This window comes from Paraburkholderia sp. UCT70, assembly GCF_050434085.1.
In the GTDB taxonomy this organism is placed as follows: Bacteria; Pseudomonadota; Gammaproteobacteria; order Burkholderiales; family Burkholderiaceae; genus Paraburkholderia; species Paraburkholderia tuberum.
Genome location: NZ_JBNPVZ010000004.1, coordinates 463,827 through 480,313, shown reverse-complemented (window position 1 = coordinate 480,313; position 16,487 = coordinate 463,827). Strand labels below are relative to the sequence as shown.

The 16,487-nt window shown below is 66.2% G+C and carries 13 protein-coding genes; 2 read left to right on the top strand and 11 right to left on the bottom strand.

What is annotated here, in order from left to right; all coding sequences use genetic code 11:
* Window positions 1-11: 11 nt before the first annotated feature.
* The 3 genes from OKW41_RS27775 to OKW41_RS27765 all read right to left on the bottom strand — a co-directional run bounded on the left by OKW41_RS27775 (window position 12) and on the right by OKW41_RS27765 (window position 2,590).
* Complete coding sequence (locus tag OKW41_RS27775) at window positions 12-476, bottom strand: hypothetical protein (RefSeq protein ID WP_429449035.1); 465 nt, start codon at window positions 474-476, stop codon at window positions 12-14.
* Between the two features lie 77 nt (window positions 477-553).
* Window positions 554-1,117 (bottom strand): peroxiredoxin, encoded by a 564-nt coding sequence (locus OKW41_RS27770; protein ID WP_429574612.1) that lies wholly within the window; start codon window positions 1,115-1,117, stop codon window positions 554-556.
* A 171-nt stretch (window positions 1,118-1,288) separates the two neighbouring features.
* Complete coding sequence (locus OKW41_RS27765) at window positions 1,289-2,590, bottom strand: EAL and HDOD domain-containing protein (protein ID WP_429574611.1); 1,302 nt, start codon at window positions 2,588-2,590, stop codon at window positions 1,289-1,291.
* Between the two features lie 353 nt (window positions 2,591-2,943).
* Here OKW41_RS27765 and OKW41_RS27760 point away from each other — a divergent pair, with 353 nt between their 5' ends.
* Window positions 2,944-4,758, top strand: coding sequence for a putative bifunctional diguanylate cyclase/phosphodiesterase (locus tag OKW41_RS27760; RefSeq protein WP_429449030.1), 1,815 nt, complete (start codon window positions 2,944-2,946; stop codon window positions 4,756-4,758).
* 95 nt (window positions 4,759-4,853) lie between these two features.
* A complete protein-coding gene (locus OKW41_RS27755) occupies window positions 4,854-6,311 on the top strand; it encodes an HDOD domain-containing protein (RefSeq protein WP_429574610.1) in 1,458 nt (485 codons plus the stop codon).
* A 100-nt stretch (window positions 6,312-6,411) separates the two neighbouring features.
* Here the strand turns inward: OKW41_RS27755 and OKW41_RS27750 are convergent, their stop codons facing one another.
* From OKW41_RS27750 to OKW41_RS27715, 8 genes are all read right to left on the bottom strand, one after another.
* On the bottom strand, window positions 6,412-7,788 hold the full coding sequence (locus tag OKW41_RS27750; protein ID WP_429574609.1) for an EAL and HDOD domain-containing protein: 1,377 nt from the start codon (window positions 7,786-7,788) through the stop codon (window positions 6,412-6,414).
* A gap of 249 nt (window positions 7,789-8,037) precedes the next feature.
* Window positions 8,038-8,832, bottom strand: a complete 795-nt coding sequence (locus OKW41_RS27745; RefSeq protein WP_176365738.1) for an ABC transporter substrate-binding protein — start codon at window positions 8,830-8,832, stop codon at window positions 8,038-8,040.
* Window positions 8,833-8,978: 146 nt separating this feature from the next.
* Window positions 8,979-10,049 (bottom strand): succinylglutamate desuccinylase, encoded by a 1,071-nt coding sequence (gene astE, locus OKW41_RS27740; RefSeq protein ID WP_429574608.1) that lies wholly within the window; start codon window positions 10,047-10,049, stop codon window positions 8,979-8,981.
* Window positions 10,033-11,373: an N-succinylarginine dihydrolase gene (astB, locus tag OKW41_RS27735; RefSeq protein WP_429576492.1), complete on the bottom strand. Its 1,341-nt coding sequence runs from the start codon at window positions 11,371-11,373 to the stop codon at window positions 10,033-10,035. The genes astE and astB overlap by 17 nt, the downstream gene beginning before the upstream one ends.
* A 12-nt stretch (window positions 11,374-11,385) precedes the next feature.
* Complete coding sequence (gene astD, locus OKW41_RS27730) at window positions 11,386-12,849, bottom strand: succinylglutamate-semialdehyde dehydrogenase (protein ID WP_429574607.1); 1,464 nt, start codon at window positions 12,847-12,849, stop codon at window positions 11,386-11,388.
* Between the two features lie 2 nt (window positions 12,850-12,851).
* On the bottom strand, window positions 12,852-13,889 hold the full coding sequence (gene astA / locus OKW41_RS27725; RefSeq protein WP_429574606.1) for an arginine N-succinyltransferase: 1,038 nt from the start codon (window positions 13,887-13,889) through the stop codon (window positions 12,852-12,854).
* Window positions 13,886-14,938 carry an arginine/ornithine succinyltransferase subunit alpha gene (gene aruF / locus OKW41_RS27720; protein ID WP_429574605.1) on the bottom strand — a complete coding sequence of 351 codons (1,053 nt, stop codon included), beginning with the start codon at window positions 14,936-14,938 and terminating at the stop codon, window positions 13,886-13,888. Before aruF ends, astA begins: the two co-directional genes overlap by 4 nt.
* A gap of 67 nt (window positions 14,939-15,005) precedes the next feature.
* A complete protein-coding gene (locus OKW41_RS27715; RefSeq protein ID WP_429574604.1) occupies window positions 15,006-16,241 on the bottom strand; it encodes an aspartate aminotransferase family protein in 1,236 nt (411 codons plus the stop codon).
* Window positions 16,242-16,487: the final 246 nt, after the last annotated feature.

The following is a 16,487-nucleotide window of genomic DNA, read 5'->3' as shown; positions in this document are numbered from 1 at the left end:
GAAGGTGCCGCTCACAGCTTCTGCTCGATGGCCAGCGAGAAAATCCGCTGCCATCGGCGCGCCGCCCGCTCGTTCGACATCGGCACGAGCCACTCGCCGTGCCGTGAGTCCTTGACCTTCAGCGCGAGCCGCGCCTGTGCGTCGCGGCCCTGTGCTTCGGCGGCGAGCAGATCGGCGAAGATATACGCGCCCTGCTGGTCGCCGACGCGAATCTCGCAGAGCCGCTTGGCCGCCGCGAGCCGCACCGAGCCCCAACTTCCCTTCAATTCGTGCGTCCAGTCGCCGTCGCGCACGTTCGGCGCGACTTCGCGGCGCCGCTGCCGCCAGTACGCGAGCGCACCGGCGATCAGCAGGGCAACCAGCACAGCCACACCCTCCGCCACCGCCAGCCCGAAAGCGGCCTGCAGCGCATAAAAGGCACGCACCGCGCCGTACCCCAGCGCGATCAGCGCAATCAACGCAACGACAATCGGCATCGCAAGCTCATCCGGCAAATGGTTTTAGTCGGCTAGCGCGGGCAAATGCGACGGCGCGTTCGGCCCCTCACTGCCCCTCACTGCCCCTTATGCGCGGCCGACCACTCCTTGAGCGCGTTCAGCGTGTTCTCGACATGCTTGTCGGGCGACAGGCTCGTGTACTCGTAGATGATCTTGCCGTCGGGCGAGATCACGTACGACACGCGATTCGCCATGCCGGCCTTCAACGGCATGCCCGCGTCGTATGCGTTGATCACCTTCGCGTCGGCGTCGGCCGCGACCGGGAATTTGCTGCGGCATTCGCTGACCGAAAACTTCGTCAGCGTATCGATGTTGTCGTGCGACACGCCGATCACCGTCGCGCCGTACTTCTTGTATTCGTCGACGGCATCGGCGAACTCGTGCGCCTCGATCGTGCAGCCCTTCGTGAACGCGGCCGGATAGAAGTACAGCACGACCGGGCCCTTCTTCAGTTCGTCGGCGAGCGAATACGTGTAGGTCTTGCCGCCGAGCGAGGCCTCGGCGGTAAACGTCGGCGCCGTATCGCCGGGCTTCAGGGTTGCCGAGGCGAGCGGCGAATGCATTGCGAATCCGAACGCCATGACGGCGGCCAGTACCGCCGGTATGTGTTTTGTCTTCATCTGCTCCTCCACGCGTGAGCGCACGCAATTGATCGGGTCCATCGGAGACAGCTTCGGCCGACGTCACAGGCCGTCGCTGAACTTCCTATTGGACCACGGATGCGCACGCGGCGTGGGTCGTCGCCCGGATCACAAGCGAATCGAAAGGGTGCGGCGCGCGAGCTCGACGCATCAAACGCCCAATTCCGCCACGTGCGCGCCGAACCACGCCGCCGCCGACAGGTTCAGCTCCGACAGCACGTCGGGCGTCAGCGCGTGGAAGCCCGCCGCCGTCGCGACCGGCGCCGCGTCGCCGCCCTCGCCCGCGACCTCGGCGATCAGCAGCAGCGCGCCCAGTTCGCCCTTGCGCGCGACGATCGCGTCGCGAATCTGCGGCGCGAGGCCGAGTTTCTCGAGCACCGCGTCCGGCGTGCTGTCGAGCACGATGTGCACGAGCGAAAAAATCCCGGTCATGAACGCGGCGTCGGCGAATTCGCCGTCGGCCGGACGCAGCCAGTTCGCGGCGAGCTCCATGAAGCGCGAGCGCGTCGCCGCCAGTTGCACGAGCGGATCGGCGCGCCACGGCAACTCGCCGGTGTCCGCGTACAGCAGCAGTTGCGCCCAGCGCGCGATCTGCCGCGTGCCGGTCGCGATGATCGCCTCGCGCAGCGACGCGATGTTGCGCCCGAGGCCGAATGCACTCGAATTGACGAGCCGCAGCAGTTGCACGACCACGCCCGGGTTGACCTTCAGCTCCGCCTCGAGCTCGACGATGCCGGCGTCGCGCGACAGCAACGCGAGCAGCCGCAGCAGGCCCGGACGCAGCGAGCGGTTGCGCGGCGCGGCCAGCACCTGCGGCCGCGCGAAGAAGTAGCCCTGGAACAGATCGAAACCGAGCTCGTGGGCGAGCGCGAAGTCCTCGCGCGTCTCGACCTTCTCGGCGAGCAGCGTCTTGCCGTGGCCGCGCAGCGTCGACGCGAGCTTCGCGACGGTGCGGCGCGGCGTCTGCAGGAAATCGATCTTGACGATGTCGGCGTACGGCAGCATCGCGCTCAGCTCGTCGGACAGATCGTGCACGTCGTCGAGCGCGACCTGGAAGCCGGCGCCGCGCAACTCGCCGAGACGACGGGCGAGCGAGGCGTCGTAGCGCACGGTTTCGAGGATTTCGAGCACGAAGCGCTCGGGCGGCATCAGATGGACGATGTCGCTAAAGAGCAGCGCGCGATCGATATTGACGAAGCCGCGATGCTGGCCGAGCACGGCGGGTACGCCGATTCCGCCGATCGTGCGCGCGACCACCTGCGCGGTGGCCTGCGTGTCGTCGCTGATTTCGGCGTAGTTGTACGTTCCGGCACGGAACAGCAGCTCGTAGGCGTGAAGCGCGCCATCGCGATCGAGAATCGGCTGGCGGCCGACATAGACGTACTGCGGGGCAGCGTCCAGCTCCCCGTGCTCACGATAGCCGGCCGACGCGCCGGCGAGGACATCACGCACCTCGACGTCCCGCGGGACGGGCCGTGGGGCTCTGGCGGACCTGACGACGGGGCGTTCGGACATGGATCATCAGTGCAAGGTTCGGAAAGTCTATGCAGCGCGACGTCATCAGCGTCGCCAAATAAAGGGGATTCGCCGTATTAACGGCCGCGAGGCGGTGTCACTTTAACCGAATCGTGCCGGCGACGGCGCCAGGCTTCTCCTTACCAGATGTTTTTCTCCACGGCCGCTAAAGATTTCCCCGCATGCGTCGTTATCTCGTTCTGATGGGGCGGCCTGCTATCTCCTGGCCGCCCGGACCGGCGGACAAGCAGCCCCCGCCCGCGGACGAACCCAGGTTGCCAGCGACAAACATGGAAGCGAACACGATCACCGCGCCCCGCCGGGGCTCCTTGCGCACGGTCATCGACCGGCTGCGAGCGTTCGGCCGGCGCGAGGACGACGACCAGCCGAGCAGCGCGAATCGCCCGCCCCCACTGGAACAGGTGGTCGGCGCGGTCGATCTGCTCGCGCACGTCGACGATGCGCTGCGCTTCATTTACGTGTCCGACGCGAGCCTGCGCTTCATCGGCTATCACCGCGAATACCTGAAAACCGCGACGCTGCACGATCTGGTCGCGCCCGCCGACGTGCCGCGCCTCGACGCGCTGCTCAAGCTCGCGGCGGCCTCGGGCAACGTCGAGAAAGCGACGCTCGGGCTCGTCAAGTCGCTGACCTATCCGATCACGGTCGAGCTGCGGGTCGTGCGCAGCAGCCACGACGGCGTCGAAGGCTACGCGATCGCCGGCTTTGACGTGTCGTCGTGGCGCGCCACCGAAGAGCGCCTGACCCAGGCGCTGCATCTGGACCGGCTGACCAGCCTGCCGAATCAGTCGGGCTTGCTGCACGCGTTGCTCGACGCGCAACAGAGGGCCGACGCGCACGGCACGCCGGTCGCGCTCTTGCTGCTCGATCTCGACGACTATCAGCGCGTGAATCGCGCACTCGGCTACGACGCCGGCGACGAGATGCTGCGCGACACGTCGCGGCGCCTGTTGAACATGACGAGCCCGAACGAAACGATCGCGCGCGTCGCCAGCGACGAGTTCGCGATCCTCGTGAAGCCTGCCGCGAGCCGCACCGACGCGGCGGCGGCCGCCGAAGCGCTGGCGCGGCGTCTGTTGACCGCGATCCAGCAGCCGTACGTGTTCAAGGGCCAGCAAGTGCACCTGTCGGCCAGCATCGGCATCGCGCTGTACCCGGACGTGCGCCACGCCAACGACACCGGCGGCCACGACACGCACCTGCTGCGCTGGGCCGACCACGCGCTGTTGCAGGCGAAGGCCGCGGGCGGCAACACGCTGGCGTTCTACGTACCGGACGACAACCCGGCCGACGCCGAGCGCCTTAAACTCGAGGCCGACCTCTACGACGGCGTACGCAACGGCGAGTTTTCGCTACACTTCCAGCCGATCACGAGCAGCCGCACGCGGGGCGTGGTCGGTGTCGAGGCGTTGATTCGCTGGACGCATCCGGTGCACGGCCTCGTGCCGCCGTCGATGTTCATTCCGCTCGCGGAGTCGATCGGGCTCATCAACTTTCTCGGCAACTGGGTGCTGAAGGTCGCGTGCATGCAACTGATCCAGTGGGACGCGAAGGGCATTTCGCTGCAGTACGTGGCCGTCAACGTGTCGCCGCAGCAGTTTCGCGATCCGCGCTTCAAGGACTCGGTGCGCGAGGCGATCGAGCTGACCGGCATCGATCCGCGCCGCCTCGTCTTCGAGATCACCGAAAGTCTGCTGATGCACGACCCTGCGCACGCGAAAGGCTTGCTCGAAGACCTGACCGCGATGGGCATCCGCTTCGCCGTCGACGACTTCGGCACCGGCTATTCGAGCCTCGCGTACCTGCAGCGTTTTCCGCTCGCGAAGCTGAAGATCGACCGGAGTTTCGTCGAGAATCTGCTAACCTCGCGAAACGATCAGGCAATCGTTAGCGCTGTCGTCGGCCTTGCGCAGACGCTCGACCTCGAACTGGTTGCCGAGGGCGTCGAAACGGAAGCGCAACGCGCGTTGCTCACCGAGATGGGCTGCGATCACATTCAGGGCTGGCTCGTTTGCAAGGCGCTGCCGTCCGAGGAACTCGCGCAGCGTTTCGAAACGCGCGAGCTTCAGTTGCACGGCGCGTAACGGGCGATGCAGACACGACGCCCAGGCAGCGCAACAAGCCGGCTCACGGCCGGCATGGCATTCACTGGAACACGTATGGCTTTTGCGGGACTCACATGGTAAAGGCGGCAGTGCTCGACCGGCTCTGGACGCGAATGAGCGAGCGCGGCGATTTCCCTATGCTGTCGCAATCGCTGCGCACCACCATGGCGGCAGTGACCAACGACGACCTCGACTTCACCGGCCTCGTGCAAGTGGTGCTGTCGGACTTCGCGCTCACGCAGAAGGTGCTGCGCCTCGCGAACTCGGCGATGTACATGGCGTTCGGCGGCAACATCACGACCGTGTCGCGCGCGCTGATGGTGCTCGGCATGGATGCGGTCGGCCATCTGGTCGTCGGTCTGAAGATCGTTGATCACTTTCATCAAAGCGCGCCGCGCCGCATCGACGCGAAACTCGAACTGAACCGCACGCTGCTGTCGGGCTGCGTCGCGCGCAAGCTGACCGAGCGCGGCGACCTGCGCGCCGGTGAGGAAGCGGTGGTCTGCACGCTGATGCGGCAGATCGGCAAGCTGCTGGTCGTGTTCTATCTCGACACCGAATGGGACCAGATTCGCCGCCATATCGATGGCGGCGCACTCGAAACCGATGCGTGCGTGCTCGTGCTCGGCGTGACGTTCGATGAAATCGGCGCCGAAGCCGCGGTGCGCTGGCGCCTGCCTGACACGATCCGCTCGGGCATGGGTGAGTTCGATCCGGAGGATGTGACGCAACCGCGCCAGGTGCAGTGGCTGCGCGCGATCACCAATTACTCGACCGCGGTCGCCGACGTGCTCACCCAGCAGAACATGCCCGAGGGGGAGCGCGAGGCACGCATCGGCGAGCTTGCGCACGAGTACAGCAGCGCGCTGAACACCGACCCCGAGGTGCTGCTGCAGATGAGCGTCGCGCTATCGCGTGAGGATGGCGGCGACAGCGTGATGCGCGAGATCGTCGAGTTACGCGCGAATGCCGATGCGATCGCGCGCGAGGCGCTCACACCCGAGGCGCGCATCGAGATCGGGGTGAAGGATCTGCGCGGCCTGCCCGAGGGCAGCCCGCTCGCACCGGCGCTCGCGATGGCCGCCGAGACCGTGCTCGCGGCGCTCGGCTTCTCGCGCACCGTGGTGTACGTCAAGCACAGCAGCGGCGCGTTCAAGGCGCGTCTCGGCTTCGGGCCGAAGATCGACGCGGCGCTGCCTCGGCTCTCGTTCAACACCGCGTTCGAACCCGACGTATTTCATCTCGCGATCGCGAACTCGGTGGGCATCTTCATCGAGAATGCGCGCGATCCGAAGATGGTCGCGCGGCTGCCCGAGTGGTTCCGGCGCTCGTTCGACGACGCGCGCGCGTTCGTGCTGCTGCCGATCGTCGACGAAACCGATCAGACGGTCGCGCTGCTCTACGGCGACTGGTCGCATACGCAGGAGGCGCGCCGCATCTCGCAGAAGGAGATGAGCGTGCTCAACGAACTGGCACGGGAGTTAGGACGTTTTTTCGGCCAGGGGCAGATGCGGGAAATGGAGACGATGTGAAGACCTGGCGTGATCGTTGAACACGCCGCTTCACTTCGATCCTTTCCGTGTTTGCCCGAAAACGATTTTATCCGGGCACCGTGTGGGGCTTTTACCCCACTCAATCCTCGATCCGCTCGAGCCCTTCCGCGCTGCGATCCGCGACACCGGCCCATGCGCCGGCCGCGAGACCCATCTGCGCGACCTCTTCCACGGTCAACGGAGCAAGACGCTCGCATAGCGTGGCGACGCGCTTCCATGCACCGCCTTCGAGCGCTTCGACCGCGCTCAACAGCAGACCCAGCCTGCCCTCGCGATGCAGGATCGCGGCCTGGATCGGTCGCGACAGCGTAAGGATGTTCAGCGTATTTTCGAGCGAGCCGCCGAACACCGCATCGACGAACGAAAACACACCGGTCAGGAAGGCCGCATCGGCTTCGTCGCGGCCCGCCTCGGGCATGCGCTCGATCGCGAGTTCCATGAAGCGCGCGCGCGTGGCCGCGAGTTGCAGCAGCGGATCGTCCTCCAGCGCGACCTTGCGGCCGTCTGCGTAGAGCAGCAGCTGCGTCCAGCGCGCGATGCGGTCGGTGCCGGTCGCGTTGATCGCGTCGCGCAGCGTCGTCACCTTGTGACCGACCGCGAGGCCGCTCGAATTCGCGAGCTTCATCAGATGCATGACGAGCACCGGGTTCAGCTTCAGCTCGGCTTCGAGCTGCGCGACCGTCGGGTCGCCCGCGAGCAGTTGCAGCAGATTGAGCAGCGCGTGGCGCGGCGCGCTGACCCGGCGCGTCGCCGAGCTTTGCGCGCGCGCGAAGTAATAACCCTGGAAGCGGTCGAAGCCGAGCTCGTGCACCGTTTCGAAGTCGGCCTGCGCATCGACACCTGATGCGAGCAGCAGCTTGCCAGCCGACTTCAGCACGCTCGCGAGCTTCGGCAGCAGCGCGCGCGGTGTGCGCGTGACGTCGATCTTGACGACTTCGGCGTACGGCAGCAGCTTCGCGAAAGTCTCGTTGGGCTGCGTGACGTCGTCGAGCGCGAAGCGGTAGCGGCGGCCATGCAGATACACGATACGCGCGATCAACGCGTCGTCGACTTCGAGCGATGAAGGCAGCTCGAGCATGAAGCGCTCGGCGGGCAGTCTCAGGATCGCGTCGTCGAGCAGCAGCTCGCGGCTCACGTCGAGGTAGGCCGGATGGCCGGTCAGCGCGCCGCGCACGTCGCCCTGCACGAGCCCGCGCACGATCGCGCGCGCGACGCGTTGCACCGGCGTGGGCGCGCGGCCCGGCAACGCGTCGGTTTCGGGAGGGAGATCGGTATTGGCTTGCGGGGCGATGCCGTCCGCGTCGGCGAGCGGCAGCTCGGGCGCACGCACCTTGATCTCATAGCCGCACAGCATGCCGTCCCGATTCAGAATGGGCTGCCTTGCGTAGCTGGCGGTGAGCGACGCGTCGTCGGTCGTGCCGCTGTGGCTCAGAGTCTCGATTGCGATGGTGGTCATTCCAGTCCCCGCTCGGCGCCGCTGGCGCCTGGCCGCTATGTTCTGTTTTTCGCTGCACGTTGGCGCGTTTCTGTGACGTTGCAAGCTCCGTCGCGCGCGGCAGCGTGCGTCGCAATTTTATCGCAGCGTCATTGGGCACGAACAGGCTCACGAGGCAATATCTCGAAATATTTGTTGAACGTTTGCGACACGCGTGCAGAAAGCAAAACGGCCGCAACGAGCGGCCGTTTTGCACACTTCGATGCATCGTTACTTCAGCACGACTTTCACGTCGAAGTATTTGGCGGCGAGGCGGTCGATCGTGCCATCCGCCTTCAGCTCCTTCAACGCGCCGTTCAGCGCATCCTTCAGTGCCTTGTCGTTCTTGCGCACGCCGTAGCCGACACCCGCGCCGAGCAGCTTGTCGTCGCTGACGGCCGGACCGGCGAACTCGAAGCCCGCGCCCTGCGGCTTCTTCAGAAAGCCCTTCGATGCCGCTTCGGCGTCCTGGAACGACGCATCGAGACGGCCTGACGCGAGGTCCGCGTAGATCTGGTCCTGCGTCTGATATGGCACGACGTCGACCCCGGCCGGCGCCCAGCGCGCCTTCGCATAGGTTTCCTGGATCGTGCCCTGCAGCACGCCGACGTGCTTGCCCTTCAGCGATGCGGGCGTCGGCTGCAGAGCGCTGCCCTTCTTCGCGATCATCTGGTTCGGGATCGTGTAGATCGGATCGGTGAAGTCGATCGCCTGGCGACGCTGGTCGGTGATCGTCATGTCCGAGTTGATCGCGCTGAACTTGCGCGCTTCGAGCGCCGGGATCAGGCCGTCGAACGAGTTCTCGACCCACACGCATTTGGCCTTCAGCTTTGCGCACACGGCATTGCCGACGTCGATGTCGAAGCCCTGCAGCTCGCCAGCGGGCGACTTCGATTCGAACGGCGCATACGACGCCTCGACGCCGAAGCGCACTTCCTTGATCTCAGCCGCCGACGCGGTGCCTGCCGTCAACACCGCCGTCGCGAACAGCGCGAGTGCGGCCAGGTTGGGCCAATTCTTCTTCATTACGGATGTTCCTTTACGGTGTGGACTGAAACGGAGCCGATTCTGCGCGCACAGTCGGATTACGCCGGCCGCGCTTCGGACTCGCGCGGCCGGCGTGACCCGTAGATGCGACAGCCGCGAAGCCCGCGATTGTACATGGAACCTGTCTAGACAAGCCTGGACAGCGTATCGGCGGTGGTGTCGACGACGAGCAGACCGGCGCGCAGGCCGGGCTTGACCGTCGGGTTCGGAAACACGATGCGCTCTTCGTCGCGCTGCACCGTGTATCGATAGTCGCCGTCGCGCGCCAGCAAGCTGCCCTTGATGAGCGGCGTGAAGTTCGGCACGTCCGGCGCGAGCAGCAGCTCGAATGCGTCGCTTTGCTTGGTCAGCTGATCGACGACGGTGAACACACGCGGCAGAGCGGCTTGCGTGTTGGCTTGCGAACCCACGCGCGTGCCGGCCAGCAGCGCGCGCACCGCGAGATCCGCGCCCTCGAAGCGTGTCAGGTCGTTCTCGCCGAACGGCCGCACCTTGCCGAGTTCGAGCGTGCACGCATCAGCGCCACACGCTTGCGCGGTGAAGTGCGAATAGGTGTTGCCCTTCGTCGTGTGCAGCAGCACCGCGCTGATACGCGCGTCGCCGAGCCATTCGAACATCGCGCGCGAAAACGGCTTGCCGGTATGCGGCAACAGCGCGAAGCGCTCGAACACCGACGCGCGGATCGCCGTATGCATGTCGATATGCCAGCGCGCGCCGGGCGTGGCGGACGCGTCGGCGAAAAAGCGCGTCGCGGCCTGTTCGAGCGCGGCCGCGCGCGGCGCCTCATGACTGTGCGGCAGTTGCAGATGACGGCCGCTGAACAGCCGGTTCAGATCGTCGTCGCGATAGCGGCCGCCGTCGCGCATCGCCTCGATGTTGCCGAGAATCACGAGCAACCGGCATGCAAGCACGGCGCGGCCCTGCGCGATATCGGCGACGATGCGCGACAGCAGTTCGATCGGCGCGGTTTCGTCGCCATGCACGCCGGCCGACACGAGCACGCTACGGATGTCCGCGTGCTGCTCCGCGGGCTCGATGACGAGTACACCGTCGCCCTGCCAAGTCCAGCGCACGCCGTTCGCACACGTGCCTTGCACTTGATGCGCGGCAGGCCGGGAACCCGCGAGCGTCCACGCGAGAAAATCGTCGAGCATCGCGCTCGGGGCCGCCATTGTGTGCTCAGCGCTGGAAGTCATACAGCGAGCCCAGCGCGAGGATTTGCGTCAGCTCATCGAGCGCGGTGCGCGACTCGACCAGCAGCTTCGGATCGGTCAGCTCGGCGGGTGCGAGACGATCGCGGTAGTGCTTTTCGATCCACGCATCGAGACGGCCGAACAGCGTGTCGTCGATCCACACACCCGGCGCGACCGCGGCGCGTTCGGTGTCGTCGAGTACGACGCGCAGACGCAGACATGCGGGGCCGCCACCGTTCTTCATGCTCTCGCGCAGATCGAACACGAGCACCTCGTCGATCGGACCGCTGCGCGAAGTCAGCTCATCCAGATACGCGGCCACGCGCGGATTTTCGCGGCACTCCTGCGGCACGACCAGCACCTGCTTGCCATCGGGCCGAGTCAGCAGCTGGCTGTTGAACAGATACGACGTCACCGCATCGGCGACGCTGACCTGGGCGTCGGGCACTTCGATTACGTTGAACCCTGCGTGCAGGCTCGCGAGCTTCGCGCGCAGCTCGTCGTACACCGCCTGCTGCTCGACGAACGCGAGCTGATGGCAGAACAGCGTGTTGCGATTGCCGACCGCGATCACGTCGTTATGGAACACGCCCGCGTCGATCACTTCAGGGTTCTGCTGCGCGTACACGGTCGCCGCTTCCTGCAAGCCATGACGATGCGCGACCGCGCGGCTCGCCTCGAACGTCTGGCGCGCCGGATAGCGCTTCGGTTCCGGCCCGCGACGATACTCGCTGCGCCCATACACGAAGAATTCGACACCGCGCGCCTTGTATTGCTCGCAAAAGCGCGTGTGATTCGCCGCGCCCTCGTCGCCGAGCGCGGGCGTGCCGGGCAGCGCCTCGTGCACGACGAAGCGGTCGGTGTCGCTGAACATCGCGCGCAGCGTGCGGCGTGTCGACTCATGTTCGATCGCGCGATGCAGCTTGCTGCACAGATTGGCCGGCGTGAAATGCACGCGGCCGTCGTGCGTATCCGCGGACGGGCTCACCGTCGCCGCGTTCGCGGTCCACATCGCCGAGGCCGAACTCGCCGCCGCGAGCAGTTCGGGCGCGTTCTTCGCGACGCGCGCGATCACCGAAGCATCGTCGCCGGAAAAACCGAGCTCGCGCAACAGACGCATCGACGGACGCTCCTGCGGCGGCAGCACGCCCTGATGAAAGCCGAGGTCCGCCAACTGCTTCATCTTGCGCAGACCCTGGCGCGCGGCGGCCTTCGGATTCGCGACCGACTTCTCGTTGTTCTGCGACGCGACGTTGCCGAACGACAAGCCCGCGTAGTTGTGAGTCGGGCCGACCAGGCCGTCGAAATTGGCTTCAGTGGCTTGCAGCATCGTCGATCCTTAGAATTGAAGGCCCGGCGAGACGCTCGCGGGCATGCTCAGTTGCGCGCTCTCGACCGAGGCCATTGGGTATGCGCAGTAGTCGGCCGCATAGTACGCGCTCGGCCGATGATTGCCCGAGCGGCCCGGCCCGCCGAACGGCGCTCCTGAAGAAGCGCCATTGGTCGGCCGGTTCCAGTTGACGATGCCCGCGCGAATCGTGCGCTGGAAATGCGCCCACAGCGCTTCGTCGTCGGCGAGCAGGCCCGCCGAGAGACCGAACTCCGTATCGTTCGCCCGTTCGAGCGCGTCGTCGAAATTGCGGTAGCGGATGATCTGCGCGAGCGGACCGAAGTGCTCCTCGTCGGGCAGGTCCTTTACGTCGGTCACGTCGAGAATCGCGGGCGTGACGAAGCCGAGTTGCGGATCGCGCTGCTCCATTTTCAGCAGAGCCTTCGCGCCGCTCGCGAGCAGACGCTCCTGCGCGCCGATCAAACGCGAGGCCGCGCGCGCCGACACCACGGCGCCCATGAACGGCTGCGGCCTGGCGTTGTATTCACCGACGCCGATGCGCGCGGTCACTTCCGTCAGGCGCGCGAGGAAACGCTCGCCGAACGCATCGTCGGGCACGAAGATGCGGCGCGCGCACGTGCAGCGCTGCCCCGCCGACAGAAACGCCGATTGAATCGTGTGGTGCACGGCGGCGTCGAGGTCCGCGACCGGGCCGATCACGAGCGGATTGTTGCCGCCCATTTCGAGCGCGAGCACGATCTCCGGCCGTCCGCCGAACTGTTTGTGCAGCAATGTTCCCGTATCCGAACTACCGGTGAAGAACAGTCCGTCGATCTGCCGGTGATTCGCGAGCGCGATGCCGGTGTCCTTCTCACCCTGCACGAGATTCAGCACGCCGGCAGGCAGCCCCGCGTCGCGCCAGATCTGCACGGTCAGCGCCGCGACGCCGGGCGCAAGTTCGGACGGCTTGAACACGACCGCATTACCGGCGATCAGCGCGGGCACGATATGCCCGTTCGGCAGATGGCCCGGGAAGTTGTACGGCCCGAACACCGCCACCACGCCATGCGGACGATGCCGCAGCACCGCGGTGCCGTCGGCCATCGCCGAGCGCTTTTCGCCGGTGCGTTCGTTGTAGGACTGAATCGATATCTCGACCTTCGCGGCCATCGAGGCCGCTTCGGTGCGCGCTTCCCACAGCGGCTTGCCGGTCTCGCGGCCGATCGCTTCGGCGAGCGCTTCCTTGCGCTCTGTCACGAGCGCGGCGAAGCGGCGCACCACCGCGCAGCGCTCGTCGAGCGTCCGCGCCGACCATGCGGCGAACGCGCGGCGCGCGCTACGTACCGCGCGATCGACGTCGTCCGCCGACGCGCTGTTGCCTTGCCACACCACCGCGCCCGTGCCGGGATTGCGCGATGCGAATACGGGTCCTGTGCCGGCGGCCCATTCGCCGTCGATGAAAAGCTCACTCATGATCATCCTTGTTTGTGTTTCAACGGCAGCGCCCGCAGCGGATCGCCCGCCTGCACGCGAAGCGCGTCGGCCTCGGCCGCGCTCAGGCGGCACACACCGTTGCGCGGCACGCCCGCCACGACGCCAACGCGAAAATCGCCGAGCGACGTATTCGATACCATCGACTTCGGCCCGTCCTGCGCGGCTTGCTCCGCTGCCTCGCCAATTTCAGCCGCCACCAGCACGCTTTCGCGCACCGTGCGCAAATCGGCGATATGGCATTCGAGCACCGGACCCGCGTCGAAAATATCGACGTGATTCTCATAGCGCAGCCCTTCGGCTTCGAGCATGCGGCGCGCGGGGATCGTGTCGTTATGCGTGAGGCCGACGCAGCGCTGCGCCTCTTCCGGCAACAGTTCGACGTACACCGGATAGCGCGGCATCAGCTCGGCGAGAAACGCCTTGCGGCCGTGCGAGCTCAGATAGTCGGCCGCATTGAAATCGATCTGGTAAAAATGCGAGCCGACCGCGCGCCAGAACGGCGACGTGCCCTGCTCGTCGAAATGGCCGCGCAACTCCGCGCACAGACGCTGCGGAAAACGCTCGCGAAACTGCGCGAGAAACATGAAGCGCGAGCGCGACAGCAAGCCGCCGACGCCGCTCGTGCGATAACGCGGGCTCAGGAACAGCGAGCACACTTCCGCATAACCGGTGAGGTCGTGCGAGATGTTCAGCGCGTGCATGCGCGTCCAGATGCCGAGATCCTGGCTCGCGTGCACGACCGTGCTCACGCGATAGTTGTAGAACGGCTGCTGCAGACCCACCGCCGTTTCGATACCGCAGACGCCGGCCACGTCGCCGGTCGCGGTGTCTTCCATCACGAAGAAATAACCGGCCTCGTGCGGCGCGGCCTGATCTTCCATCGTGCGGCGCGCGCGCTCGACACGCGCCGCGAGCGCATCGCGATCCGGTTTGAAGGTGGTCAGGCCGGGTCCGGTTTCCTGCGCGAGCCGCATCAGCGCATCCACATCGCCTCGTTGTACTACGCGAACGACGATCATTGCGCGTCTCCCGATTGTTCATCCTGCGGCTGATGCAGCGGCACGCAGCGCACCGCATCGCCTTCCCGTACGCCGAGCGCGGCGCGCGCCGCCTGTGACAACCCGGCGCCCGACTCCTTGCCGGGCGCGAGATCGCCGAGCACGCAACGGAACTCGCCGGCGGCGCCGTTGTGAGCGATCAGATACGTTGCGCCGTGCGTCGCAGATGCCTCGCGCACGACGCGCGTTTCGTTGTGCTGCACGCTGACACTGCGATCCACCTGCGCGGTCAGCACCGGACCCGCGTCGAAGATATCGACGTAGCGGTCGGTCTCGAAGCCTTCCTCGAGATGAATCTCGTAGGCGAGCAGCGCGTTCGCGTCCGGCTCGCCGAGCACGCGCTGCGCCGCTTCGGGCAACAGCGGCACATACACGGGATAGGTCGGCATCACTTCGGCGATGAAGGTGCGGCTGCGGCCGCCCGATTCGACTTCGATGTCGGCGAAATCGCGGCCGAAAAACTTGCGCCCCACCGCTTCCCAGAACGGTGATACACCGTTTTCGTCGGTCACGCCGAGCAGCAGCGAGAACACCTCGGGCGTGAAGCGCTTGCGATTCGCGGCGATGTACATCATCCGCGCGCGCGACATCAGTTGCGCGGCCGCGTCGCCGCGCAGCGACGGGTCGATGTAGTAGCCCGCGAGCCGGCTCTTGCCGGTCAGCTCGTGCGACATCGTCAGCGCGTGAATCTTGCGATTCACGTGCAGTTCGCGCGACGCATGAATCAGCGCGTCGTTGCGAAACACGTAGAACGGGTCCGCGTAACCGGCCGCCGCGACGATGCTCGCGGTGCCCATCAGCTTGCCGGTCTCCGAGTCTTCGAGCACGAATAGATAAAACTCCTCGCCCGGAAAATCGACCTCCGCGCGAAACGAGTCTTCCGACAACGCGACCCGCGCTTCGAGCGCGCGCCGGTCGTGCGGCAGGGAATGCAGCACCGGCTGCGCGGTGCGCGCCATATGCTCGAGCGCATCGAGATCGGCAAGGCGGCCTGGACGTACGAAGAGCATCATCGTTCCTGTTGAATGTGACGCATGATCCGCTGCATCAGCGTGGGCGTGCGGGACTGCCTGAACATCAATGCGACGCCGCCTGCGCGTTCGCGCCGACGAGTTCGCCGAACGCCGTCTCGAGACGCGCGAAGCCTGCGGCCATGTCGTCGAGCGGCATGATCAGCGACGGCACGAAGCGCAGCACGTCCGGACCCGCCATCAGCATGATCACGCCGTGCTGGCCGGCCGCGGTGACGAAGTCCTTCGCGCGGCCCCGGAACGCGTCGTTCAATTCGGCGCCGATCAGGAGACCCTTGCCGCGCACTTCGGTAAAAAGCCCGAAGCGCTCGTTCAGTTTCGCGAGATGACCCTTCAGCACTTCGCTGCGCGAGCGTACGCCTTCGAGCAGCTTCGGGTCGCTGACGAGTTCGACCACTTTTTCCGCGATCGCCGAGCCGAGCGGATTGCCGCCGTATGTCGTGCCGTGCACGCCGACCTTGAAGTGCGCGGCGAGCTCTTTGGTGGTCAGCATCGCGCCGATCGGGAAGCCGTTGCCGAGCGCCTTCGCGGTGGTCAGGATGTCCGGCGCCACGCCGGTGTCCTGGTACGCGTAGAAGAAGCCGCTGCGGCCCACGCCGGTTTGCACTTCATCGAAAATCAGCAGCGCGTCGTGCTGGTCGCACGCTTCGCGCAGCGCCTTCAGGAACGCCGGATCGGCCGGGATCACGCCGCCCTCGCCCTGGATCGGCTCGACGATCACCGCGCAGGTCTGCGCGCCGATCGCCTTCTTCGCCGCTTCGATGTCGTTGTACGGCAGATGCGTGATGCCGGCCGGCACCGGGCCGAAGCCTTCCGAGTACTTCGGCTGGCCACCGACGCTGACGGTGAACAGCGTGCGGCCGTGGAACGACTGCGCGAACGAAATGATTTCATCTTTCTGCGCGCCGTGACGGTCGAACGCGACGCGGCGCGCGAGCTTCAGCGCGGCCTCGTTCGCCTCGGCGCCCGAATTCGCGAAGAACGCGCGGTCGGCGAACGTGAGGCTTTCGAGGCGCTTCGCGAGGCGCAGCACCGGCTCGTTCGTGTAGCCATTGCCGATGTGCCACAGCTTGCTGCCCTGCTCATGCAATACCTTCAGCAGCTCGGGATGCGCATGACCGAGCGCGGTGACGGCGATGCCGCCGGCGAAGTCGATGTAGTCGCGGCCTTGCGTGTCCCACACGCGCGAGCCGAGACCGCGATCCGGTACGAAGGCGGCGGGGGCAAACACCGGCACCATGACTTCGTCGAAGGTCTGGCGTGTCACAGTCAGGTCGTTCATGGCAATTCCTTTTACGGGTGACAGGTAATACAGCTAGTGTAGGAAACCGCGCGCGGCACGTCTTGCGCATACGCGACGCTTTCTATGAGGTTCCGCGCGTCGCCGGGCCACGGCGGGTACTTTTCGTGCAGGCGTTTCGTTCGTACTCTGTGAGCGGTTCGTGTCGGGCTTGTGTCGCGCTTTTGTCGCGCTTTGGTCGGACCCGCGCCCGGCTTGCCCCGGCTTCGCTTTCAGGCGGCTTCCAGC